Source organism: Pseudomonas sp. MWU12-3103b, assembly GCF_023100615.1.
Taxonomy (GTDB): domain Bacteria; phylum Pseudomonadota; class Gammaproteobacteria; order Pseudomonadales; family Pseudomonadaceae; genus Aquipseudomonas; species Aquipseudomonas putida_A.
Map to the genome: position 1 here is coordinate 1 of NZ_JALMEY010000029.1, position 24,324 is coordinate 24,324.

General features: G+C 61.0%; 22 protein-coding genes. 5 read left to right on the forward strand and 17 right to left on the reverse strand.

Annotated elements, in window-relative coordinates; all coding sequences use genetic code 11:
* Positions 1-960 precede the first annotated feature (960 nt).
* Both M0808_RS28030 and M0808_RS28035 read right to left on the reverse strand, forming a co-directional pair.
* On the reverse strand, positions 961-4,029 hold the full coding sequence (locus M0808_RS28030) for an efflux RND transporter permease subunit (RefSeq protein ID WP_247843152.1): 3,069 nt from the start codon (positions 4,027-4,029) through the stop codon (positions 961-963).
* Between the two features lie 6 nt (positions 4,030-4,035).
* Entirely contained in the window at positions 4,036-5,136 is a 1,101-nt protein-coding gene (locus M0808_RS28035; RefSeq protein ID WP_097086420.1) for an efflux RND transporter periplasmic adaptor subunit, read from the reverse strand.
* 94 nt (positions 5,137-5,230) lie between these two features.
* Between M0808_RS28035 and M0808_RS28040 the strand changes: the two genes are divergently transcribed.
* On the forward strand, positions 5,231-5,866 hold the full coding sequence (locus tag M0808_RS28040) for a TetR/AcrR family transcriptional regulator (protein WP_247843153.1): 636 nt from the start codon (positions 5,231-5,233) through the stop codon (positions 5,864-5,866).
* 106 nt (positions 5,867-5,972) lie between these two features.
* Here M0808_RS28040 and M0808_RS28045 read toward each other — a convergent pair whose 3' ends face one another.
* Positions 5,973-6,752, reverse strand: coding sequence for a class I SAM-dependent methyltransferase (locus M0808_RS28045; protein WP_247843159.1), 780 nt, complete (start codon positions 6,750-6,752; stop codon positions 5,973-5,975).
* 96 nt (positions 6,753-6,848) lie between these two features.
* Between M0808_RS28045 and M0808_RS28050 the strand changes: the two genes are divergently transcribed.
* A complete protein-coding gene (locus M0808_RS28050) occupies positions 6,849-7,469 on the forward strand; it encodes an energy transducer TonB (RefSeq protein ID WP_098968483.1) in 621 nt (206 codons plus the stop codon).
* Between the two features lie 4 nt (positions 7,470-7,473).
* On the opposite strand, the gene M0808_RS28055 is transcribed toward M0808_RS28050, so the two are convergent.
* From M0808_RS28055 to ppc, 7 genes are all read right to left on the reverse strand, one after another.
* On the reverse strand, positions 7,474-8,166 hold the full coding sequence (locus tag M0808_RS28055) for an extensin family protein (RefSeq protein ID WP_247843154.1): 693 nt from the start codon (positions 8,164-8,166) through the stop codon (positions 7,474-7,476).
* A 2-nt stretch (positions 8,167-8,168) separates the two neighbouring features.
* A complete protein-coding gene (locus M0808_RS28060) occupies positions 8,169-9,005 on the reverse strand; it encodes an isocitrate lyase/phosphoenolpyruvate mutase family protein (RefSeq protein WP_247843155.1) in 837 nt (278 codons plus the stop codon).
* A 33-nt stretch (positions 9,006-9,038) separates the two neighbouring features.
* The gene (locus M0808_RS28065) at positions 9,039-9,899 is read right to left on the reverse strand and encodes a DUF72 domain-containing protein (RefSeq protein ID WP_247843156.1); all 861 of its coding nucleotides are present in this window, start codon (positions 9,897-9,899) and stop codon (positions 9,039-9,041) included.
* Positions 9,899-10,207 carry a hypothetical protein gene (locus M0808_RS28070; protein ID WP_003222071.1) on the reverse strand — a complete coding sequence of 103 codons (309 nt, stop codon included), beginning with the start codon at positions 10,205-10,207 and terminating at the stop codon, positions 9,899-9,901. Before M0808_RS28070 ends, M0808_RS28065 begins: the two co-directional genes overlap by 1 nt.
* A 285-nt stretch (positions 10,208-10,492) precedes the next feature.
* The gene (gene tsaB, locus M0808_RS28075) at positions 10,493-11,167 is read right to left on the reverse strand and encodes a tRNA (adenosine(37)-N6)-threonylcarbamoyltransferase complex dimerization subunit type 1 TsaB (RefSeq protein WP_223008218.1); all 675 of its coding nucleotides are present in this window, start codon (positions 11,165-11,167) and stop codon (positions 10,493-10,495) included.
* Positions 11,168-11,260: 93 nt separating this feature from the next.
* The gene (gene adk, locus M0808_RS28080) at positions 11,261-11,908 is read right to left on the reverse strand and encodes an adenylate kinase (RefSeq protein ID WP_003222067.1); all 648 of its coding nucleotides are present in this window, start codon (positions 11,906-11,908) and stop codon (positions 11,261-11,263) included.
* A 289-nt stretch (positions 11,909-12,197) separates the two neighbouring features.
* Positions 12,198-14,828, reverse strand: a complete 2,631-nt coding sequence (ppc, locus tag M0808_RS28085; RefSeq protein ID WP_134785528.1) for a phosphoenolpyruvate carboxylase — start codon at positions 14,826-14,828, stop codon at positions 12,198-12,200.
* A gap of 213 nt (positions 14,829-15,041) precedes the next feature.
* On the opposite strand from ppc, the gene M0808_RS28090 reads away from it, so the two are divergent.
* The 3 genes from M0808_RS28090 (at position 15,042) to M0808_RS28100 (ending at position 17,002) form a co-directional block, all read left to right on the forward strand.
* Positions 15,042-15,386, forward strand: a complete 345-nt coding sequence (locus tag M0808_RS28090; protein WP_003222064.1) for a hypothetical protein — start codon at positions 15,042-15,044, stop codon at positions 15,384-15,386.
* Positions 15,387-15,752: 366 nt separating this feature from the next.
* On the forward strand, positions 15,753-16,157 hold the full coding sequence (locus M0808_RS28095) for a DUF4398 domain-containing protein (protein ID WP_007964219.1): 405 nt from the start codon (positions 15,753-15,755) through the stop codon (positions 16,155-16,157).
* A gap of 56 nt (positions 16,158-16,213) precedes the next feature.
* A complete protein-coding gene (locus tag M0808_RS28100; protein ID WP_007964218.1) occupies positions 16,214-17,002 on the forward strand; it encodes an OmpA family protein in 789 nt (262 codons plus the stop codon).
* A gap of 263 nt (positions 17,003-17,265) precedes the next feature.
* Here M0808_RS28100 and M0808_RS28105 read toward each other — a convergent pair whose 3' ends face one another.
* The 7 genes from M0808_RS28105 to prfB all read right to left on the reverse strand — a co-directional run bounded on the left by M0808_RS28105 (position 17,266) and on the right by prfB (position 24,193).
* Complete coding sequence (locus tag M0808_RS28105) at positions 17,266-17,595, reverse strand: hypothetical protein (protein WP_128615722.1); 330 nt, start codon at positions 17,593-17,595, stop codon at positions 17,266-17,268.
* On the reverse strand, positions 17,592-18,497 hold the full coding sequence (locus tag M0808_RS28110; RefSeq protein WP_247843157.1) for an alpha/beta hydrolase: 906 nt from the start codon (positions 18,495-18,497) through the stop codon (positions 17,592-17,594). The genes M0808_RS28105 and M0808_RS28110 overlap by 4 nt, the downstream gene beginning before the upstream one ends.
* Before the next feature lie 147 nt (positions 18,498-18,644).
* Entirely contained in the window at positions 18,645-19,922 is a 1,278-nt protein-coding gene (locus M0808_RS28115; protein WP_003222055.1) for a flavohemoglobin expression-modulating QEGLA motif protein, read from the reverse strand.
* A 24-nt stretch (positions 19,923-19,946) separates the two neighbouring features.
* Positions 19,947-20,504 (reverse strand): hypothetical protein, encoded by a 558-nt coding sequence (locus M0808_RS28120; RefSeq protein WP_183785740.1) that lies wholly within the window; start codon positions 20,502-20,504, stop codon positions 19,947-19,949.
* 159 nt (positions 20,505-20,663) lie between these two features.
* Positions 20,664-21,377, reverse strand: coding sequence for a TetR family transcriptional regulator (locus M0808_RS28125; protein WP_145597861.1), 714 nt, complete (start codon positions 21,375-21,377; stop codon positions 20,664-20,666).
* A gap of 105 nt (positions 21,378-21,482) precedes the next feature.
* Complete coding sequence (gene lysS / locus M0808_RS28130) at positions 21,483-22,985, reverse strand: lysine--tRNA ligase (RefSeq protein ID WP_247843158.1); 1,503 nt, start codon at positions 22,983-22,985, stop codon at positions 21,483-21,485.
* 112 nt (positions 22,986-23,097) lie between these two features.
* Positions 23,098-24,193, reverse strand: a protein-coding gene (gene prfB, locus M0808_RS28135; RefSeq protein WP_098967418.1) for a peptide chain release factor 2 whose coding sequence is annotated in 2 segments (ribosomal slippage) — positions 23,098-24,120 and positions 24,122-24,193 — 1,095 coding nt in all. Because the reading frame shifts where the segments join, the coding sequence is not laid out codon by codon here.
* Between the last annotated feature and the right edge of the window lie 131 nt (positions 24,194-24,324).

Consider the following 24,324-nt stretch of genomic DNA (forward strand, 5'->3'; position numbering starts at 1 on the left):
GGAGATTGGTCGACTGTCAGGCCGCCTTCGCGAGCAAGCCCGCTCCCACATTTGGATTGGGTGCAGGTAGTTGGAGATTGGTCGGCTACTAGGCCGCCATCGCGAGCAGGCTCACTCCTACAGTGGGATTGGGTGCAGGCAGTTGGAGATTGGTCGACTGTCAGGCCGCCTTCGCGAGCAAGCCCGCTCCCACATTTGGATTGGGTGTGGGCAGTTGGAGATTGGTCGGCTACTAAACCGCCATCGCGAGCAGGCTCACTCCTACAGTGGGATTGGGTGTGGGCAGTTGGAGATTGGTCGGCTACTAAACCGCCATCGCGAGCAGGCTCACTCCTACAGTGGGATTGGGTGCAGGTAGTTGGAGATTGGTCGACTGTCAGGCCGCCTTCGCGAGCAAGCCCGCTCCCACATTTGGATTGGGTGTGGGCAGTGGGAGATTGGTCGGCTGTCAGGCCGCCATCGCGAGCAGGCTCACTCCTACAGTGGGATTGGGTGCAGGCAGTTGGAGATTGGTCGACTGTCAGGCCGCCATCGCTGGCAAGCCAGCTCCCACAGAACAGCAAAGCCGTCCAGACAGACCACATGCTTTTCACCACTCAACAGGATGAGCGCAAGCTCGGCTGCAGCTTTTGATCTTGCCGTGCCGGCCCCTTCGGCAGGCTGAGTGGAGGGGTTTATCCGGGGGTGGGAGCGCAGCGACCGTTCGACGAAGTCGAACACATCGAGAGGAGGTGCAGCGAAGCAAACCGGAGGCGATGCCCCCGGATGAACCCCGCAACGAAGGGACCCGAGCCTAGGCGAGGGCCGTACGCCGGGGCCAAGACCTTTGCTTCCTTTGGGGCGTTTGCCAAAGGGAGTCGCCGTAAGGGCGAAACCGCCAGCGGCAGCACCCTAAGCAACGGATATGCACCCAAAACCCCAGGAACCTGGTCGGCCCAAAGGCCGCCAAGTCCAAAACCATCAAGCGTCGCGACGCACCCGGAACCAGGCCGCATACAAAGCCGGCAAAAACAAAAGCGTCAAAGCCGTAGCCACAATCAACCCCCCCATGATCGCCACCGCCATCGGCCCGAAAAACACACTGCGCGACAAAGGAATCATCGCCAGCACCGCCGCCAAAGCCGTCAACACAATCGGCCGAAACCGCCGCACCGTCGCCTCGATAATCGCCTGCCAAGGCTTGAGACCAGAGGCAATATCCTGCTCGATCTGATCCACCAGAATCACCGAGTTACGCATGATCATCCCCGACAGCGCGATCGTCCCCAGCATCGCCACAAACCCGAACGGCTGGCGGAACACCATCAGAAACAACACCACCCCGATCAACCCCAGCGGCGCCGTCAGAAACACCATCGCCGTGCGTGAGAAACTGCGCAATTGCACCATCAGCAGCGTCAGCACCACCACAATGAACATCGGCACCCCGGCATTCACCGACTTCTGCCCACGCTCCGAATCCTCCACCGTACCGCCAACATCCAGCAGATACCCGTCAGGCAATTCGGCACGGATCGGATCCAGCGTCGGCTCGATCTGCTTGACCAGCGTCGCCGGCTGCTCCTTGCCGTAAATGTCGGCACGCACTGTCACGGTCGGCAGACGATTACGGTGCCAGATGATCCCTTCCTCAAACCCGTACTCCAGCGTGGCAATCTGCGACAGCGCCACACTGCGACCGTTATCGGTCGGCACCGCCAGACTCGGCAGCAACGTCAACTCGGTGCGCTCATGCACCGTGCCGCGCAGCAGAATCTCGATCAACTCGTTGTCCTCGCGGTACTGGCTGACACTCGAGCCGGTCAGCGAACTCTGGAGGAATTTCGCCAGATTAGCCGTGCTCACACCGAGCGCCCGCGCACGATCCTGATCGATGTTCAGGTACACCACTTTGCTCGGCTCTTCCCAATCCAGGTGCACGTTGACCACATGCGGGTTCTCGCGCACCTTGGCCGCCACTTTGCGCGCCAGCGCACGGACTTCCTCGATGTGCTCACCGGTGACGCGAAACTGCACCGGATAACCAACCGGCGGGCCGTTTTCCAGGCGCGTGACCCGCGAACGCAGAGTTGGGAATTGCTCGTTAAGGGTCTCGATCAACCAGGTGCGCAGGGTCTCGCGCTCCTCGATGTTTTTCGCCAATACGACAAACTGGGCGAAGCTCGCCGCCGGCAGTTGTTGATCCAGCGGCAGGTAGAAACGCGGCGAGCCGGTGCCGACATACGCCACGTAGTTATCGATGCCGGCGTGATCCTTGAGCATCGCTTCCAGGCGTTTGACCTCGGCCGTGGTGTTGGCCAGCGACGCACCTTCAGCCAGCTTCAGATCGACCATCAATTCCAGTCGGTTGGAGGCCGGGAAGAACTGCTGCGGGACGAAACGGAACAGCATCACCGACGCAATAAACAGCCCCACTGTCAGCACAATCACGGTTTTGCGGTGCGCCACGCACCACTCCACCAGACGTCGAACCCGTTGATAAAACGGCGTGCCATACGGGTCGGCTTGCCCGTCAGTCGTGCCATGTTTGGCCGCATGAATCTTCGCCAGATCCGGCAGGAGTTTTTCCCCCAGATACGGCACAAACATCACCGCTGCCACCCATGAGGCGAGCAACGCGATGGTCACCACCTGAAAGATCGAACGGGTGTATTCGCCAGTGCCGGACTGCGCGGTGGCGATCGGTAGAAAACCCGCGGCGGTGATCAGCGTACCGGTGAGCATCGGGAACGCGGTGCTGGTCCAGGCGTAGCTCGCAGCCTTGATCCGGTCGAAACCCTGCTCCATTTTGATCGCCATCATTTCCACGGCGATGATCGCGTCGTCCACCAGCAAGCCCAGCGCCAGCACCAGCGCGCCGAGGGAGATTTTGTGCAGACCGATACCCAGGTAATACATGCAGGCAAAGGTCATCGCCAGCACCAGCGGAATGGTCAGCGCGACCACCATCCCGGTGCGCACGCCAAGGGAGAAGAAGCTCACCAGCAAAACGATTGCCAGCGCCTCGACCAGCACCTGGACGAACTCGCCCACACTGGTTTTCACCGCCGCCGGTTGGTCGGACACCTTGCGCAGTTGCATGCCGGCCGGGAGGTTTTTCTGCAAACGCGAGAACTCGCCTTCCAGCGCTTTGCCCAGCACCAGAATGTCGCCGCCATCCTTCATCGCTACTGCGAGGCCAATGGCGTCTTCGCCCATGAAGCGCATGCGCGGCGCCGGTGGATCGTTGAAACCGCGATGCACATCGGCGACATCGGAGATGCGGAACGTCCGGTCACCGACGCGGATCGGGAAGTTCTTGATCTCCTCGACCGTCTGAAAATTCCCCGAGACCCGCAGTTGCACGCGCTCGCTGCCGGTTTCAAAGAACCCCGCGGTGGACACCGCGTTCTGCTCTTGCAGCGCTTGCTGCACGGCCGCCAGTGGCAAGCCAAGGGTGGCGAGTTTGACGTTGGACAGTTCGACCCAGATCTTCTCGTCCTGCAAACCGAGCAGGTCGACCTTGCCGACATCTTTGACTCGTTGCAGCTGGATCTGGATGCGGTCGGCGTAGTCCTTGAGCACCGCGTAGTCGAAGCCGTCACCGGTCAGCGCATAGATGTTGCCGAACGTAGTGCCGAATTCATCGTTGAAGAATGGCCCCTGAATATCCGGCGGCAAGGTCTGGCGAATGTCGCTGACCTTTTTGCGCACCTGGTACCAGAGGTCGGGAATTTCCTTGGAATGCATCGAATCGCGGGCAATGAACGTGACCTGCGATTCACCCGGGCGGGAGAACGACACGATACGTTCGTACTCGCCGGTTTCCATCAATTTCTTTTCGATGCGTTCAGTGACCTGGCGCGAGACTTCCTGCGCGGTCGCTCCCGGCCAGCGGGTCTGAATGACCATGGCCTTGAAGGTGAACGGCGGGTCTTCGCTCTGGCCGAGCTTGGTGTAGGACAAGGCGCCGACGATGGCCAGCAAAAGCATCAGGAACAGTACGATCTGGCGATTACGCAGCGCCCATTCAGAAAGGTTGAAGCGCATCGGGACTTACTCCTTGTCCGCCAGATTGACCACTCGGTTGGAGCGATCCACAGGCCGCACCTGCTGACCTTCGAGCAATACGTGAACCCCGGCGGCGACTACCCAGTCGCTGGCATTCAGGCCTTCGAGCACCGGCACGCTTTTCTCGCCGAACGGGCCGATGCGCACCGGGGTCTTTTTCAAGGTGTTGTTGGCGTTGACGACCCAGACGTAGGTCGCGCCGTTCTCGGCAGTCAGGGCCGAAAGCGGTACCGACAGCGGCACAGCATCCGCCGATTGCACGAACACCCGGGCGCTCTGCCCGAGCTCAGCCGGGACTTTGCCGCTGGTGAACGAGATGCGCGCAGCGAAGGTGCGGGATTTCGGGTCGGCGGCCGGCGACAGTTCACGAATCTGCCCGGCGAAGCGCTGGTTCTGTTGCGTCCACAGTTCAACGGTGACTGGCTGGCCGACCTTGAACCGTCCGAAGCTCTGCTCCGGCAGGCTGATCGACACTTCACGCTCGCCATCGGTGGCGAGGGTGAACACGGTTTGCCCGGCGGCAACCACTTGCCCGACTTCCACCGCACGCTTGGCCACCACGCCGTCCTGCGGCGCGCGCAACACGGCGTAACTGGCCTGGTTGGTCGAGACGTTGAATTCGGCCTTGATCTGCTTGAGGCGCGCTTCGCCGGAACGGTAGAGGTTTTCCGCGTTGTCGTAGGCCGAACGACTGACCATCTGCCGCTCCATCAAAGTTTTGTAGCGGTCACGCTCGGCGCGCACCAGGTTCAGATTGGCTTCGGCGGCGGCGACCTGTGCGCGGGTGGCTTCCAGTTGCAGGCGCACATCCTGCGGATCGAGCTCGGCCAATGGCTGATCGGCCTTCACGCGCTGACCTTCTTCGACCAGTCGTCGGCTGACTTTGCCGCCAATGCGGAATGCCAGATCCGGTTCGTAACGGGCGCGCACCTCGCCCGGATAACTTTCCATCGCCTGCGCTGAAGGCTCTGGCTGCACCACCATGGCCGGTCGAATGCTGACTTGCGTCGCCTCTTCCTGACCGCATGCTGACAATAAAACAGCCAGGCTGACTGGCACGGCAAACGACAACGCATGGCGGAACATGGTGACGGACCTTTCGCTAATGGTGCTTGGAATATTTATACTGGCCGGTATGGTATTAATAGCAAACTCACCAGTCCAGTATTAAAAGCGAAGAATGTCGAACAATCTTGCAGCTCCAAACGGCCCGGGCCGTCCGAAGGATCCGGCCAAGCGCCGGGCGATCCTCGACGCGGCGAAAACCCTGTTTCTGAGTCACGGCTACGCCAACACCAGCATGGACGCGGTCGCCGCCGAGGCTGGCGTGTCGAAACTGACGGTTTACAGCCACTTCAACGACAAGGAGACGCTGTTCTCCTCCGCGGTAATGGCCAAATGCGAGGAGCAGTTACCGCCGCTGTTCTTCGAATTGCCCGCCGGAATCCCCGTGGAAAATGTGTTGCTGAACATTGCCCGAGGCTTTCATCAACTGATCAACAGCGACGAGTCGGTGAATCTGCATCGCTTGATGATGGCGCTGGGCACGCAGGATCCGAAGCTGTCACAGATTTTCTACGACGCCGGTCCCGAGCGCATGGTGCAAGGCATGGAACGGTTGCTGAAACGCATCGACGAGACCGGCGCGCTGCGCATCGACCTGCCGCGTAACGCCGCCGAACACTTCTTCTGCCTGATCAAGGGCGCAGGGAATTTTCGTTTGTTGTATTGCTGCGGTGATCCGCTGAGCGAAGAGGCTTCAGAGAGTCATGTGCAGGAGGTGGTGGGGTTGTTCATGCGGGCGTATCGGCCCTGATTTTGCGGAGTTTTTGCGGACGCCTTCGCGAGCAAGCTCGCTCCCACATTTGAAATGCATTCCAAATGTGGGAGCGAGCTTGCTCGCGAATGGGCGCAACTCGGTCTTAAGGTTTTAACGCTTTCTTCGGGTAGATGTCATACCGGCTCGACTTGCCATCCAGCGCATGGCTCGGCTTCGGCCCCTCGATGCACGGTGCCTTGCGCGGGCGCTTGACCACCACCCGGTGTGTCGCCAGGGCCAGCGCCGCTTCGAGCAATGCCGGCGCATCCGGATCATCACCAACCAGCGGCCGGAACAGGCGCATCTCTTTTTTCACCAGCGCGGTTTTCTCGCGGTGCGGGAACATCGGGTCGAGGTAGATCACCTGCGGCGGCTCGCCTTCCCAGTTGCGCATGACCTCGATCGAGTTGCCCTTGAGCAGCTTCATGCGCGCGACAATCGGCGCCACATCGAAATCTTCCGCCGCCCGCGCCAGACCATCCTCCAGCAACGCGCCGATCAACGGCTGACGCTCGATCAGGCTCATCTCGCAGCCCAGACTGGCCAGCACGAACGCATCCTTGCCCAGCCCCGCCGTGGCATCCAGCACCCGTGGGCGCACGCCTTGAGCAATGCCGACCGCCTTGGCGATCATCTGCCCGCTGCCGCCGCCGTACAGACGCCGATGCGCCGCGCCACCTTCGACGAAATCCACCCGCACCGGTCCCGGTGCATCCGGGCCGAGCTGCTGCAGCTGCAAACCCTGCTCGCCGACCTGCAAGGCGAACTCGCCGCCGTCCACCTGCAGCGGCAGGCCCAGACGCTCGGCCCACTGCTCGGCCTGCGCTTCAAACGTCGGGGCAAGAGCCTGGACATGGATGCGGCAGGCCGCGGGTTGCTCAATCATGAAAACACGCTCAAAAAAGTTAAGGATCGGCAAAAAGTGGCCGATAAACCAATCAACGCGCATTTTGCCAGAGCTGAGCGTCAACCGAAAAAAATGTCAGGCATTCTTCCCACATCGATTGGCTACATTTCGCCCAAGGGCGACTTCAGCCGTCATAACACTCAAGCATTGGGCGGCGTCAGTCACCTGTGGCAGGATTTCTTTGCCCAGGCGATGGCCGAACAGACGAGTGATGTGGTGCCGGCCTGTGGCACCTTTCCACCGGTTGACCTGAACAGCCCGGAAGAACCGACCCTGGGCAGCGAGCTGCACGCGCACATCGTCGAGCAGCGTCAGTGCGATGTGGTCGACACCGAAGTACGTCCGCCGGAGCCGCTGTTCCTGCCGATCGCCGAGTTCGAAACCGATCTGCTGGACAAGCCGTTCCCACCGTTCCCGCCAGAAGAACTCAAGGCTCAGCAAGAGCAGCAGGACTTCGACAGCAGCTGGGTCCGTCCAATCGTGATCAACAATGGTCAGCCGCTTCCCGAGCCTGGCCCGGCGCCACAGAAGAAGCCGCTGTACCTGCCGATTGCCGAATTCGACCTCGACCTGCTGCAAAAACCTTATCCGCCGTTCCCGCCGGAAGACATCGTCGAGCAGCAGAAGGCTTTGGACTTCGATAACGGTTGGGCGCGCCCGATCGTCCTGCAGAACCTGCGCCTCGCCGCCTGATCCCTCAGCGACACACGCTCCAGCGCCCGACATCGACATGAAAGTGATTGCGGTGGGCGGCGTTGTAATCCGGACTCAACACCACACTGAACGCCTCACAGGCGCCATCGCGCACCTGCCGCAGAAACTGCGCATCCTGATTCTGCTTCGGCCAGTCCTTGAGCACGCTGATGCTGTGCCCGTCCGCCAGCCGAAAACCGCTGATGTCCAGCGCATCGGCACTGGCATGCCGGCTGAGCGCCCCGCTCTCGCGGTTATAGACATTGCGACAGGCGAAGCTGCCGAGGTGATCAAGGCGCGCCACCCTCTGCCCGTAAACAGATTGCGCGGCGGGTTGCAGGGTATGCCGTTCAAACATCGCGTAAGCCACCGCCAGCGGGCAACTGGCGAGGAAGCTGCTGCTCAGCGCCACCTCACCGCCCTGCACGCGCACGGTGCCGATCAGCGGGCACTTGGCATCGGGACTGTCGGCTTGCGCGGTGACGCGCAGACCCGAGTTGCTCAGGACTTGTGCGCATAATTCGGGATTTCCGCGCAGGCGCATCAGCTTGAAACCGGTCAACCCGTTCGGCGCTGCCTTCACGTCCAGCGGCGCCCACGGGTTCCACTCGGCCGGGACGTCGAGCCAGCCGCGCCAGACGCTGAGCACGGCACCCGCGATGATCAGCAGTAGCGACAGCGCGATCCAGCGGCCCATGCTCAGCCTTTGAAAAACTGATTGGCCTTGGCGTACGGCATCGATTGCGACGTGAAGCCGAACGTGCCGCGCTGCTGGATTTCTTCAGCCGCGCGGAAGAACTCGCCGAATGCTGCCAAGGCCAACGCCGAGCCGGTGCTGATCCTGCGCACCCCCATTTCTTCCAACTCCTGTACGGTCAGTTTCAAACCGCCGGACATCAACACATTGACCGGCTTCGGCGCCACTGCGCGCACCACCGCCAGCACTTCTTCGGCGTTACGCAAACCCGGCGCGTACAGCACGTCGGCGCCCGCCTCGGCAAAGGCTTGCAGGCGGCGAATGGTGTCATTGAGATCGGGATTGCCGTGCAGGTAGTTTTCCGCGCGGCCGGTCAAGATGAAGGGAAATGGCAGCGTGCGCACCGCAGCGACGGCGGCTTCGATGCGTGCAACGGCGTGTTCGAAGCAGTAGATCGGTGCGTCGGCACGGCCCGTGGCATCTTCGATCGAACCGCCCACCGCGCCGGCCTCGGCGGCGCGCAACAGGCTTTTCGCGCACTCGGCCGGGTCATCGGCGAAACCGTTTTCTAGGTCCACCGCTACCGGCAGATCGGTGGCCGCGACAATTGCCCGGACGTTGACCAAAGTGTCATCGAGACTCAGGGCGCCGTCGGCCTTGCCCTGGGAAAACGCGTAACCGGCGCTGGTGGTCGCCAGCGCCTGATAGCCCAGACTGGCGAGCATCTTCGCCGAGCCGGCATCCCACGGATTGGGAATCACAAAAATCCCCGGACGCTCGTGCAGGGCCTTGAAGGCCTGGGCTTTGCGGTTTTGTTCTTGAAGGGCGTGGGCGTCCATCGGCAGGCTCCTGGGCAGGGGAAAAATCCGCCTTCAGAGCAAGCCGAGTTGCTCGGCGGCGGGTTCTCTGTATAGCTCAGGCAGGGATGGCAGGCCAGGCAAACGTTGCATCAATTGCGCGTGAAAACGTTGCGCCAGCTTCGCCGCCATGACGTTGTCGGCGGTGTGCAGGAAGATGTACGGCGTGCGGCCCTCTTCGATCCACTCGGCGATTTTCGCCACCCACGGCACCAGGAACGGATCATTGGCTTCCAGCTCCGGGTGGCCGATGAAGCGCACCTGCGGGAGCTGGGTAAACGCCGCCGGCCGCGTCGGCACCCGGGGCTTTTTCGATTGAGCGTGGATCACCGAAGACTCGGTCGACAGGCAACTGAACAGCGCTCGTGGATCAAGGCAGATGCGCTCCACGCCACGGTCGAGCAGCAAGCGATTAAGCAGGCGTTCGCTCTCGCCCTTGGCGAAGAACTGTTCGTGACGCACTTCCACCGCCAGCGGTCGGTCCAGCGCGTCGATGAACGCGGTCAGCTCCGGCAGTCGATGCGGGGTGAAGCTTTTCGACAGTTGCAGCCACAGCGGCGACACACGTTCGCCGAGCGGGCTGAGGAGGTTTACGAACGTTTCGGCGGCGGTCAGTTGATCGCGCAGATCACCGCTGTGGCTGATGTCGCCGGGAAACTTGGCGGTGAAGCGAAAGTGTTCGGGCATGGTCTCGGCCCAGCGCTGCACGGTGGCCGGCGAGGGGCTGGCGTAGAAGGTCGTGTTGCCTTCGACGGCATTGAATACTTGGGAGTAGAGAGCGAGGAAGTCGGAGGTCTTGGCGTCTTCGGGGTACAGATACTCGCGCCAGGCGTTTTCACTCCAGGACGGACAACCGAGGTAGTAAGGCAGATCCATCAGATGTACAGGTCGAGGCCCAGCACATCCGCATCCCAATCGACAAAACCGGCGGTGCTCAGGTAGCTGGCCAAGGCCATCGCTACGCTTTTGCTCATGGCGCGGTGATAAATCATGTCTTGCTGACGGGCAGGCAGATTGGCAAGGCGTTGTGCGGAGGCTTTGGCAGCGCGGGCGGCCAGTTGCTCTTCAGTCGGGAATTCCAGCTCGCCGTCGATATCGTCGACGGATTCATCCAGCGCCACATTGCCTTTGCGAGGCTTGCGCTTGATGGGGTAGGACTGAGAGGAGAGGCCGTCTATACGCATAATTTCATGCTCGGTATCGATGATGGCAATTTAGCGGCACTTGACCGACTTAGCAAACTGCCGAGTGATAACTAGAACACATAAAGCGCAAAAGGTTTAAAGCCCGGGGTTGGAAACTGACGATTGGCAGAATTTGGAATAAGACACGGAGTTTGTGGAGGGCTTTTGTGGTGAGGGGATTTATCCCCGATCGGCTGCGAAGCAGTCGCCGATTTTGGGGCCGCTTCGCGACCCATCGGGGATAAATCCCCTCACCACAGAAGCTTCCCCGCCAGAAGTCAGGCCTCAGCGAGCCTTGGGGGTGGCGACTTTGTCGCGCAGGTAAACCGGTTGCGCGTCATCGGCAGGGATCGACTCGCCGCGTTCCCAGGCAAACCGGGCCAGGGTCAGCAGGTCTTCGGCGTGAGGCAACATGCCGGCATCGGAGCCGGTGAGGTTGACCGCGATCCGCTCGCCATAGCCCCAACCGGTACCTGCACCGAACCACTCACCGCTGGCATCGGCCGGCAGCGCCGCCACTTCCGGCGGCAGCACCGCTTCGGCACCAACCAGACGCATCTCGCCAGCCGTTTCGCGGTAGCAGCCCCAATACACTTCATCCATTCGCGCATCGATGGCCGCCGCGACCTGGCTCACGCCGTGTTCGCGATACGCACGCTGCGCCAGGACGGCGAGGTTGGACACCGGCAGCACCGGACGATCCAGCGCGAACGCCAGACCTTGCACCACACCGATGGCGATCCGCACACCGGTAAACGCACCCGGCCCGCGACCGAACGCGATGGCGTCCACCGCTTGCAGCGTGGTGCCGGCATCGGCCAGCAGTTGCTGGATCATCGGCAGCAGCTTCTGCGCGTGCAGACGCGGGATCACCTCGTAATGGCTCGTGACCTTGCCGTCATGCAGCAAGGCAACGGAGCAAGCTTCGGTCGCGGTGTCCAGGGCCAGCAAGGTGCTCATCGATGTATCCAAAACAGGTGGGGGAAAAAGTGCGTCAGTATAAACAACTACGGCCCGCAAGCGGGCCGTGGATGATGCAGCCGATCAGCTTTTTCAGCTCAGCGCTTCGAGCACCTTGGCGGTGATCGCTTCAACCGAACCTACGCCCGGAATGTGGCTGTACTTCGGCTTGCCGTTGGCAGCGGAAAGCTTCTGGTAGAAGTCCACCAGCGGCTTGGTCTGCGAATGGTAGACCGACAGGCGATGACGCACGGTTTCTTCGGTGTCGTCCTTGCGCTGCACCAGATCGTCGCCGGTAACGTCGTCTTTGCCAGCCACTTTCGGCGGGTTGTAGACGATGTGGTAAACGCGGCCACTGGCCTCGTGAACGCGACGACCGGCGATACGCTGCACGATTTCTTCGTCTTCAACAGCGATTTCAACCACGGCGTCCAGCTCGACACCGGCAGTTACCAGCGCTTCGGCCTGTGGAATGGTGCGCGGGAAACCGTCGAACAGAAAGCCGTTGGCGCAGTCTGGTTGAGCGATGCGATCCTGCACCAGCGCGATGATCAGGTCATCCGACACCAGGCCGCCGGCATCCATGATGCTCTTGGCTTGAACGCCCAGCGGAGTGCCAGCCTTGACCGCTGCACGCAGCATGTCGCCGGTGGAGATTTGCGGAATGCCGAATTTCTCGGTGATGAACTTAGCCTGAGTACCTTTACCGGCCCCGGGAGCTCCCAGCAGAATGACGCGCATCGATGTGCTCCTCAATTTTTTATATAGAAAACAACGGGATTCGCCTCTTTGGGCCAATCTTAAAAAACGGGTCGTGGCCGCACAAACGGCCAAAGGCTGATCAAGATACACAGCAGGCTGCGCCCACACAAGACGCCAAAAGTCGGAGAAACCGGCGCCCGCCGCGACCTCGCGACGCGGTAACCCAAGTCGCAACCCCATCACTAACTGTCGCCTGACCGCACTTTCTCTCTGTGTACAAAGCGGCACCCGGCCTGTGCACCGGGTGCCTGATACCACCGCAAAAACCTTAGCCGGTATTGCGCAACCCGGCGGCAATCCCCGCCACAGACACCAGCAGCGCCTGCTCCACCGGGCTGCCCTGCTCGACATTTTGCTGCCGTGATCGGGCCAACAGCTCGGCCTGCAATAGATGTAGCGGATCAAGATAAGTGTTGCGCAGACGGATGAATTCCAGGGTGTCCGGGCTATGTGCCAGCAGCTGCGACTGCCCGGTCAGACCAAGCACCACCGCACACGCCTGCGACAATAGGTCGCGTAACTGCGCGCCCAACGGCAGCAAGTCCGGCTCGACCAGACGCTGGTCGTACGAAAGCGCGATGTCGGCGTCGGCCTTGGCCAGGACCATTTCCAGCATGTCGATACGGGTGCGGAAGAACGGCCACTGTTCGCGCATCTGCCCGAGCAGTTCGCCCTCGCCACGCGCCAGCGCCTTGCTCAGCGCAGTTTCCCAGCCGAGCCACGCCGGCAGCATCAGCCGCGTTTGCGTCCAGCCGAAAATCCACGGGATCGCCCGCAGGCTCTCGATCCCGCCGGCACGGCGCTTGGCCGGACGGCTGCCAAGGGGCAAGCGCCCCAGTTCCTGCTCCGGCGTCGATTGGCGGAAATACTCGACGAACTGCGGATTCTCCCGCACCACGGCGCGATACGCGGCGACGCCGTCGGCGGCCAGTTCATCCATCAGGTGTCGCCATTCGGGCGTCGGTGGCGGTGGTGGCAACAACGTCGCTTCCAGCACGGCAGCCAGATACAGATTGAGGTTCTGCTCGGCGATGTCCGGCAGGCCGAATTTGAATCGAATCATTTCGCCCTGCTCGGTGGTGCGGAAACGCCCCGCCACCGACCCCGGCGGCTGCGACAGGATCGCCGCGTGCGCCGGACCGCCGCCACGGCCCACGGTGCCACCGCGACCATGGAATAACAGCAGTTCGACTTGCTGCTCGCGGCAGATCTCCACCAGCCGCTCCTGCGCGCGATATTGCGCCCACGCCGCAGCGGTGGTGCCGGCGTCCTTGGCCGAGTCGGAATAACCGATCATCACTTCCTGCGGGCCTTGCAGCCTCGCGCGGTAGCCCGGCAGCAGCAACAGACGCTCCATCACCGGCCCGGCGTTGTCGAGGTCGGCGAGGGTTTCGAACAGCGGCACCACACGCATCGGCCGCAGTACGCCGGACTCTTTCAGCAGCAGTTGCACCGCCAGCACGTCGGAGGCGGCGCCCGCCATCGAGATCACGTAGGAACCCAGCGAGGCGCCCGGTGCGGCGGCGATTTCCTTGCAAGTGGCGAGCACTTCAGCGGTGTCGGCGGACGGTTTGAAATGCGCCGGCAACAACGGGCGACGATTGCTCAGCTCTCGGGTCAGGAAGCTGATGCGCTGTTCTTCATCCCAGTCTTCGTAGCGACCAAGGCCGAGGTAGTCGGTGATTTCGGTCATTGCCGAGCTGTGTCGCGTCGAATCCTGACGCACATCGAGGCGTACCAGGAACAGGCCGAAGGTCACCGCCCGGCGCAGGCAATCGAGCAACGGCCCATCGGCGATCACGCCCATGCCACATTCGTGCAGCGAGTTGAAACACAGTTCCAGCGGATCAAGCAGGTCGCGATTGTTGTGCAACACATCGGCCGGTGCCGGCGTGGGCGCAGTCAGCGACGCATGGGCCCAGTTGCGCGTGGCGCGCAGGCGTTCGCGCAATTGCTTGAGCACCGCCCGGTAAGGTTCGGCGCTGTCGCCGGCCTTGGCCTTGAGCGCATCGCTGGCTTGCTGCATCGACAGCTCGGCCGCCAGGTGATCGACATCGCGCAGATACAGGTCGGCAGCCATCCAGCGCGCCAGCAACAGCACTTCGCGGGTCACTGCGGCCGTGACATTCGGGTTGCCGTCACGGTCGCCGCCCATCCACGAAGCAAAGCGAATCGGCGCCGCCTCCAGTGGCAAGCGCAGGCCCGTCGCTTCATACAGCGCCTTGTCGGCCTTGCGCATATGGTTGGGAATCGCCTGCCACAGCGAGTGTTCGATCACCGCAAAGCCCCATTTCGCTTCGTCGACCGGGGTCGGCCGGGTGCGGCGGATTTCTTCGGTGTGCCAGGCTTCGGCGATCAGCCGCTGCAGGGTGTTCTGGATCTGTTCGCGCTCGGCGCTGGTCAGGTCGCGATGATCCTGGGCGGCCAGTTGCGCAGCGATCGCGTCGTACTTCTGAATCAATGTGCGCCGCGCCACCTCGGTCGGGTGCGCGGTCAGCACCAGTTCGATTTCCAGGCGCGCCAGTTGTCGCGCCAGCGATTCGGCGCTGTGGCCTTCGTTACGCAGGCGGGCGAGCAGTTCCGGGAGCACGCGGGACTCGAACGGCGCGGGCTGCGACTCTTCGCGGCGATGAATCAATTGATACTGCTCGGCGATGTTCGCCAGGTTGAGAAACTGGTTGAACGCCCGCGCCACCGGCAGCAGTTCGTCTTCGCTCAACTGATTGAGGCTGGCGCTGAGTTCGGCGTCCATCGAGCCACGGCGGTCGGCCTTGGCGCCCTTGCGGATCTGCTCGATCTTGTCGAGAAATTCCTCACCGTACTGGTCACGGATGGTATTGCCCAACAGCTCACCCAACAGGTGAACGTCCTCGCGCAAGCGTGCATCAATATCGGTCATCAGCAGTTCTCCAGCGTTAATCGGGACGGCGCAGAAACGAATGCTTTGCCCAGAGAGTGCCGCTCTACGGCGCTTCTTACAAGCAGACGACGAAGGGACTTTAAACCTTGTGGCTTGAAGCTAGTCTCAACAGTAAGCCGTACAACGGCTTGCCGCCGGCCCCGCCGGACACTCACCCAGGCCTGCCACGAGCAGGCGCGAAATGAGGTCATCATGAAAATTCGTGAACTCGCCCAGCATTGGGAAGAAAACGCCAAGGGTCGCCTGACCGACACTGGCTACACGATTCATCTGGACGTCGAGGCCGCTGCGCGACTGGCGGCGATTGCCGAGATGTACCCCAAACGCCACCCGGAAGAACTGCTCGGCGAACTGATCGGCGCCGCGCTTGAAGAGTTCGAAGCGAGCCTGCCTTATGTGAAAGGTTCGACGGTGGTGGCGACTGATGAGGAAGGTGATCCGCTGTATGAAGATGTCGGGCCGACACCGCGGTTTCTGGCGCTTTCTCGCCGGCATCTGCAGGATTTATCCGCCGCTGCCGGCAAGCAAAAACACTGACACAACAAAGATCAAACTGTGGGAGCGAGCTTGCTCGCGAATGCGGTATTTCAGCCGACATTGATAGCGACTGATTCACCGCATTCGCGAGCAAGCTCGCTCCCACATTGATCGTGTTCAATTTCAAAAATCGTACATTTTTTACTCGCGCGTACCTCTCCCCGCCTCCAAAGTTCCCGGTTTAGAGCCTTGTCCGTTTGGTCAAAAAAAAATTTGGCGATAGGCCATCTTTTCTGAACTTTTGAAAAACGCCTCCGGTCGGAAGCTGTAACCACGCCTGGAACGAGCGTTTCAAAAACGCGCTTTTACACGACGCTTGCGGCTCCTCGACCAGGATGGATTTTCGGTTTTATCAGGAGTTAAACAATGGAGTTGAAGACCATGAAGACCCAAACCTCGTTCTCCCACCTGCGCGGTCTGAAACTGGCTGCTCTGGCTATCGGTACCAGCTTCGTTCTGGCCGGTTGCGCCGGTAACCCGCCGACCGAGCAGTACGCAGTGACTCAATCGGCCGTCAACAGCGCCGTCAGCGCTGGTGGTACCGAGTTCGCTGCAGTGGAAATGAAGCAGGCTCAGGACAAGCTCAAGCAAGCCGAAATTGCCATGCACGACAAGAAGTATGAACAGGCTCGCACCCTCGCCGAGCAAGCCGAATGGGACGCTCGTGTAGCAGAACGCAAGGCTCAGGCTGCCAAGGCCGAACAGGCTGTGAAGGATTCCCAGAAAGGTGTTCAGGAACTGCGTCAGGAAAGTCAGCGCACCGTGCAGTAAGCGCGCATCCCGAATCGCAAAGCTGAAACTTTTATCGATAGAAAGGACGACAAATTATGCGTAAGCAACTGATGATCCCCGCTCTTCTGGCCGCAAGCGTTGCCCTGGCTGCCTGCTCTACTCCGCCTAACCCGAACCTGGAACAGGCGCGCACCAACTACGCCGGCCTGCAGGCCAACCCACAGGCGAGCAAAGTCGCTGCCCTGGAAACCAAGGACGCCAGCGATTACCTGGACAAGGCCGACAAGGCTTATCTGGACAAGCAAGACGCAGCCAAGGTTGACCAACTGGCCTACCTGACCAACCAGCGCGTGGAAGTGGCCAAGCAGACCATCGCCCTGCGCACCGCTGAAAACAACCTGAAAAACGCTGCCGCGCAACGTGCCCAAGCGCGTCTGGACGCTCGTGATCAGCAGATCAAACAACTGCAGCAGAGCCTGAATGCCAAGCAGACCGATCGCGGTACCCTGGTGACTTTCGGTGACGTGCTGTTCGCCACCAACAAGGCTGACCTGAAATCCAGCGGTCTGGTGAACATCAACAAACTGGCGCAATTCCTTCAGGAAAACCCTGATCGCAAAGTGATCGTCGAGGGTTACACCGACAGCACCGGCGCGGCTTCGTACAACCAGTCGCTGTCCGAGCGTCGTGCCACCTCGGTGCAAGTCGCTCTGATCAAGATGGGCGTAGATCCTTCGCGCATCGTGGTTCAGGGTTATGGCAAGGAATACCCGGTTGCTGATAACAGCAGCGTTTCCGGTCGTGCGATGAACCGTCGTGTGGAAGTGACCATTTCCAACGACAACCAGCCAGTGATGCCACGTTCGGCGGTCAGCTCGAACTAAGCAACACGCGCTAACGCAAAAGCCCCGTCTGAGTGATCAGGCGGGGCTTTTTTGGTGGGAGCTGAAATTGCGGCCCCTCACCCCAGCCCTCTCCCGAGGGAGAGGGAGCCGAATGGGGGATTCTCAAGAAATACATCGACCTGAAAGTGCTTGGCCGAATCAATAATCGACACAATCTTTCAGGTCGGCGTAACTCGAAGGCCCCCTCGGTCAATCCCCTCTCCCACTGGGAGAGGGTTAGGGTGAGGGCTGAACCTGCAGAATCACTCCTCCAGCTTCTGCGGAGTCTCTTCACCCATGCAGCGCACGGCTTTTTTCTGCGCATTGATCAGCACCCCGGTCAGGCCTTTCTGCTCGGTGTCGAACAGCACCAGCACGCCATCGATGCACTGCGCCACTTGCGGCGCCGGGTCCAGTGAGACTTTGTAGTCTTCGCCCGGCACGGTCTTGAGCATGGTGAACTCGTTGAGCAGCAGCGCATCCTCGGGTTTGGCGAAGTGCAGGTAGCCGTAGTACCACAGGGCGCCGACGGTGCCGAGGATGCTGCAGATACCGGTGATGATCAGCGGGATGGCGTTACGTTCTTCAGTCATTGCGGACTCTCATCTTCAGAATTCGGGGCTTGCGGATAATTCGGGATCTCGCCGAGGCGGCGCAGGCCGTTGAAATGTTCGGGATCTTCCAGATAACGCAGCATCACCTGCCGCCAGACCGGGTCGCCGAAGGTCTGCACGTGGCCGCCGCGGGTCAACTGCAACACCCGTGGTGGTGGCGCCGCCTGATACAGGCGAATGGCGTTGGCCATCGGCACCAGCGGGTCATCGATGCTGTGAAAGATCAGTTTCGGCACGCCCGTGAGCTGCGGCATCGAGTTGATCGCGCTGTCGCCGTCCGGCACCAGCCACGACAGCGGCACCTGGAACGGCCAGGTCAGCCAAGACGTGCTGAGGGCATACTGCCCGACGCTGCGGTAACTGGCGGGCACACCGTCGAGCACGAATGCTTTTAGCTGTTTCTGCCGCTCAGGGTGCTGCACCAGCCAATGCACGGCCATCGAGCCGCCAAGGCTCTGGCCGAGGAGGATCAGCGGTTTGCCTTTGACTTCTGGCGCCTTGTCGAGCCAGGCGAACGCGGCGTCGATGTCCTGATAGATCGCCGGCAGGCTCGGCTTGCCCTCGGACAAGCCATACCCGCGATAGTCCACCAGCAGCACCTGATAGCCGTTTTTCGGCAACCACCAACTGCCGCCCAGGTGCATCGGCAGGTTGCCGCCGTTGCCGTGCAGGTGCAGGACTGTGCCTTTGACTTCGACGCCAGGTTTGGCCGGTAGCCACCAGGCGTTCAGCTTCAAGCCATCCGCCGTGAGCAATGTGACGGTGCGGTATTCGAGCTTGGCTTTTTCCGGGGTGAAGATCTGGCCCGGCTCGGGGTAAAACAACAGCGAACTGCAACCGCCGAGGGTCAGGAGCAGGCAAAGGATGCCGAGGATTCTCATCCGGTGAAACCTCGCGAAGGAAATTAGCAAAACACATGACCCTGTGGGAGCGAGCTTGCTCGCGAAGGCGGAGTATCAGTCGACATTCCGGCTGAATTGCAGACCGCTTTCGCGAGCAAGCTCGCTCCCACAGGGGTAACTCATCGCCTAGAGGATGTTGGAGTAATCCGCCTCGATCCGGTCCAGGCTCAAGTGATTAAGGAAGTTGGAGAAGCACATCCACGCCGACAGCGCGTTCATGTCACGGAACTGCTCCGGCAAATATTTCGGCGGCACCACCAGACCTTCATCGACCAACTGACGCAGGGTACGCATGTCCTCCAGCGTGGTCTTGCCGCAGAACAGCAGCGGTACCTGCTCAAGCTTGCCCTTACGCACGGCCAACTGAATGTAGTTGTAAACCATGATAAAGCCCTTGAGATAGGACAAGTCTTTGGTGAATGGCAAGCCGGTCGGCGTCGAACCACGGAACACCCGACTGGCATTGCCGTAGCTTTCGGCCATTTCAAAGCCCTGCTCGCGGAAGAACTCGAACACCTGCAAAAAGTCCGCGCCCTCCTCGACCATGTGAATGGCGCGGGTGCGGTTGGTCAGTTTGCGCAGACGGCTTGGGTAGGAGGCGAAGGTGATGATTTCCATCAAGATCGCCAGGCCTTCCTGGGTCACCGTCGACGACGGCGGGCCTTTGGACAGGAAGGTGCAGATCGGCTGGTTCAAGCCGTTGAGGGTGGTGCCGACGTGCACCAGACCTTCGTGGACTTCCAGTGCACGCACGTCGCGGTCGTTGAACAGCGCGTCGGTGCGGATCTTGATGTAGTCGGCGCCTGCCGCCGCGTCGGCGACGATGCCGTCGGACTCGAACACGCGGATGGTTTCCTCGGCCTCGCCAAATACCTTGTTCAACCGGGTTTGCAGCAGGTGCACGGCATCCTTGGCGGTGAGGATCTTCGGTTCGTCCTTCAGGTCGCCACGGCCATCAATGTTGTTCAGGTAGTCGGACATCATCAGGCCGAGGTCGGCCAGGGTCGGGTCGCCGGCGTGGAACGCATCGGAGGCGGCGCCGTAGAGTTCCTGGGAGATCAGGCCGAAATCCTCGGTGCCGCGCGCTTCGAGCATGCGCACCACCATGCGGTATTCCTTGCACATGCGCCGCATGATCTGCCCGACCGGGTTGAACTGGCCGAGCTGGCGGGTGATGTCGCGCTCGATGTTCTGGAATTCCAGTTTGACCTTGCTCGAATCGAAGGACAGCGGCCGATTGAGGTAGTAGTCGCGATCCACCGCCGGCATTTCCTTGCCCTTGGCCTTGAGGAACCCCTTGCGGATGTTCTCGTCCCACTTCACCGCATCGAGCACGCGGATCGGCGTCTGCGCCAGCACAATGCGATCGGACAGCGTGCGTATCGTCTGCTGGTAATCGTCCACCCGAAACTCCTGTAGAAAACTGAATTATTTGGCGCGGGCCTGGCGCTGATAGCGCGCGGCCTCGACGAAGACATCGGAATTGGCCGGATCGTCGAGGTAAGCAAAGACCTTGTCGAGGCTGCTGTCGACCTGCACGCCGTCGCCGTCGTCTTCAGTCTGGAAAGCCTTGCCGTCGAGGGCTTGCTGTTTGATCGCCTGATTGATCTGTTCGAGGTCGAGGTTGTACACCACCAGCTCGTGTTTGTCGGTGAGTTCGAAACCGGCGATGGTGTATTGGCCACCGTAACGCGCCGGCACTTTCGCCGACAGGTACCAGCGACTGCCATGGCGCGACACGGTGAACGGGTACGCCTCGCGCTCGTGAGGCCGGGCCTTGAACCAGGTGACGGCCTGATAGCGATCGTTGCCGACGCGGGTCAGCTCAAGGTTCATCGGCTCGCCCCAGGCATTGGTGCTCGACCACGTGCCCAGCAGGCCCTTGGGCGCCGGGTCACTGGCAGGCAGCGGGTCCTTGAAGGTCACCAGACAGCCACTGAGCAGCAGGAACGACAAGGCGATCAGCACGCCACGCCAGGCTTTCATTCAATACTCCCTATGAACACGCGTCGCCCTGATGATCCGGCTCAGTCCCCTTGTGGGAGCGGGCTTGCTCGCGAAGGCGGTGGGTCAGTCAACTGAATCGTTGAATGTGATACCGCCTTCGCGAGCAAGCCCGCTCCCACAGGGGATTTCCATCAGCTGTCAGACCGAGGCGAGGACCAGATGCATATACCGCGTCAGAATCCCGAGCATGTCCTGTTCGGCCAAAGGCTCGGCTTCGTTGAGCAGGCCCTGATATTCCATCCGTCCGATAATCGCCGTCAACACCTTGGCATCCTGCTGCGGTTCACGCGAGCCCAGCACCTGGAACAACTGGCAGGTGCCTTGCAGCAGAATCTGCTGATGCGAGCGCACCAGATCCGCCAGACGCGGGTTGAGCAGCGCTTCCTGGCGGAACGCCTGCTCGGCCATCAGGTGTTCGCGGCGATTGACCAGTTGCCGGTGCACATAGTCGGCCATCAGCCGCGCGATGTCGTCCGCCAGTTGCGAGCGCGACTCGGGGCTGCCGTCACCACTGACGACCATCTCGCGCAGCAGGCCTTCGTTGTTGATCCACAGCTTGGCCATGTAGGCCGCGCTGCGTTCGACGTATTGGGCGAAGGTATCGGTGAGCAGGTCATCGATATCCTTGAAGTAATAAGTAGTGGCCGACAGTGGCACTCCGGCCTCGGCCGCCACCGCACGGTGGCGCACGGCGCGCACGCCGTCACGCACGACAATGCGCATCGCCGCGTCGAGAATGTCCTGTCGACGCTGCTCACTGCCCTGTCGGCTGGCCTTGCGACCCTGGTACTGAACACTTTCAGCGACCGCAGTGGCGATACCCGCTGCACCTTCTTGAGCGATTGCAACCATCACGACTGGACTTCCTCTGCTATTGCAAAATTAACCAATTGATACATTTGTACCAGACAGGCAATAAAAAGCCGCCTGTTTTAGGCGGCTTTTTAACTGAAACGTTTACGCTTGCGGTCGCATGTGCGGGAACAGGATCACATCGCGGATCGATGGCGAGTTGGTCAGCAACATCACCAGACGGTCGATGCCGATACCTTCACCGGCCGTTGGCGGCATGCCGTACTCCAGCGCACGCACGAAGTCGGCGTCGTAGTGCATGGCTTCATCGTCGCCAGCGTCCTTGTCGGCCACCTGCGCCATGAAGCGCTCGGCCTGGTCTTCCGCGTCGTTCAACTCGGAGTAGGCGTTGGCGATTTCACGGCCGCCGATGAACAGCTCGAAACGGTCGGTGACGTTCGGGTTCTCGTCGTTACGACGGGCCAGCGGCGACACTTCGAACGGGTACTGCGTGATGAAGTGCGGCTGCTCCAGCTTGTGCTCGACCAGTTCTTCGAAAATCATCACCTGCAGCTTGCCCAGACCTTCGAAGCCCAGCACCTTGGCGCCGGCCTTCTTGGCGATGGCGCGCGCCTTGTCGATGTCGTTCAGGTCAGCGGCGGTCAGCTCAGGGTTGTACTTGAGGATCGAGTCGAACACCGACAAACGGGCAAACGGCTCGCCGAAGTGGAACACCTTGTCGCCGTACGGCACGTCGGTGCTGCCCAGCACCAGCTGTGCCAGTTCACGGAACAGTTCTTCGGTCAGGTCCATGTTGTCTTCGTAGTCGGCGTAAGCCTGGTAGAACTCCAACATGGTGAATTCAGGGTTGTGACGCGTCGAAACGCCTTCGTTACGGAAGTTGCGGTTGATCTCGAACACTTTCTCGAAACCGCCAACCACCAGACGCTTCAGATACAGCTCAGGCGCGATACGCAGGAACATTTCCATGTCCAGCGCATTGTGGTGGGTTTCGAACGGCTTGGCTGCGGCGCCGCCAGGAATGGTCTGCAGCATCGGCGTTTCGACTTCGAGGAAGTCGCGTTTCATCAGGAAGCTGCGGATGTGCGCGATCACTTGCGAACGCACGCGGAAGGTCTGGCGCACGTCTTCGTTGACGATCAGGTCAACGTAACGCTGACGGTAGCGCTGTTCGGTGTCGGTCAGGCCGTGGTGCTTGTCCGGCAGCGGGCGCAGCGACTTGGTCAGCAGGCGCACGTTGGTCATTTCGACGTACAGGTCGCCCTTGCCGGAACGCGCCAGGGTGCCTTCGGCGGCAATGATGTCGCCCATGTCCCAGGTCTTGACGGCAGCCAGGGTGTCTTCGGACAGGGTTTTACGGTTGACGTAGACCTGGATGCGACCGGTCATGTCCTGGATCACCATGAACGAGCCACGGTTGAGCATGATGCGACCGGCAACCTTGACCGGGATTGCAGCCTCGGCCAGCTCTTCCTTGGTCTTGTCCGCGTATTTCTTCTGCAGATCTTCGCAGTAGTTTTCGCGGCGGAAGTCGTTCGGGAAGGCGTTGCCCTTGGCGCGCTCGGCAGCCAGCTTTTCCTTGCGCAGGGCGATCAGGGAATTTTCTTCCTGTTGCAGGGCTTGCGGGTCGAGTTGTTGGTCGCTCATGTCTTCAGATATTCCATCAGGTTCGTTGCCCCCGGGCCTGGCGGCCCGGGAATCGCCAGCAGGGCTGGCTCCTACAGGGATCGCGTTGCATCAGCGACCCTGCGTGCGTCTTTTACAGCCCCGACTTCAGGCTGGCTTCCAGGTATTCGTCGATGTCGCCGTCGAGCACCTTGTCGCAGTCGCTGCGTTCAATGTTGGTGCGCAGGTCCTTGATCCGCGACGCGTCGAGCACGTACGAACGGATCTGGTGACCCCAGCCGATGTCCGACTTGGTGTCTTCCAGCGCCTGGGAAGCGGCGTTGCGCTTCTGCATTTCCTGCTCGTACAACTTGGCCCGCAGCATTTTCATGGCGGTGTCCTTGTTGGCGTGCTGGGAACGCTCGTTCTGGCAGCTGACCACGGTGTTGGTTGGTACGTGAGTAATACGTACGGCCGAGTCGGTGGTGTTTACGTGCTGACCACCGGCACCGGAGGAACGATAGGTGTCGATCCGCAGGTCTGCCGGGTTGATTTCGATTTCGACCTTGTCGTCGATCTCTGGCGAGACGAAAACCGCAGAGAACGAGGTGTGGCGACGGTTGCCGGAGTCGAACGGGCTCTTGCGCACCAGACGGTGCACGCCGATCTCGGTACGCAGCCAGCCAAAGGCGTATTCGCCCTTGATGTGCACGGTCGCGCCTTTGATACCGGCGACTTCACCGGCCGACAATTCCATGATGGTCGCGTCGAAACCGCGTTTGTCCGCCCAGCGCAGGTACATGCGCAGCAGGATGTTGGCCCAGTCCTGGGCCTCGGTGCCGCCGGAGCCGGCCTGGATGTCCAGGTAGGCGTTGTTCGGGTCCATCTCGTGGCTGAACATGCGGCGGAATTCAAGCTTGGCGAGGTTTTCCTCGAGACGGGCCAGCTCGGCGACGACATCGCCCACTGCGCCTTCGTCGTTTTCTTCGACGGCCATATCCAGCAGGTCGCGGCAATCGGCCAGACCGGCGTTCAGCTCGTCGAGGGTGTCGACGATCTGCGCCAGCGCCGAGCGCTCGCGGCCCAGTTCCTGGGCATATTCAGGTTTGTTCCAGACACTCGGATCTTCAAGCTCGCGATTGACCTCGGTCAGACGCTCATGCTTTTGATCGTAGTCAAAGATACCCCCGAATAGTTTCGGAGCGCTCGGACAGGTCCTTGATGGTGTTCAGGATCGGGTTGATTTCCATGACGGGCAGCACTCGTTGGCGAACTTTTGAAAGCCGGCGAGTATAACGTAATCACGCTGTCACGGCAGCCCGTCTGGCGGGTGTGGGGATCATTAAACCCTTTGCCCTCACCCTAACCCTCTCCCAGAGGT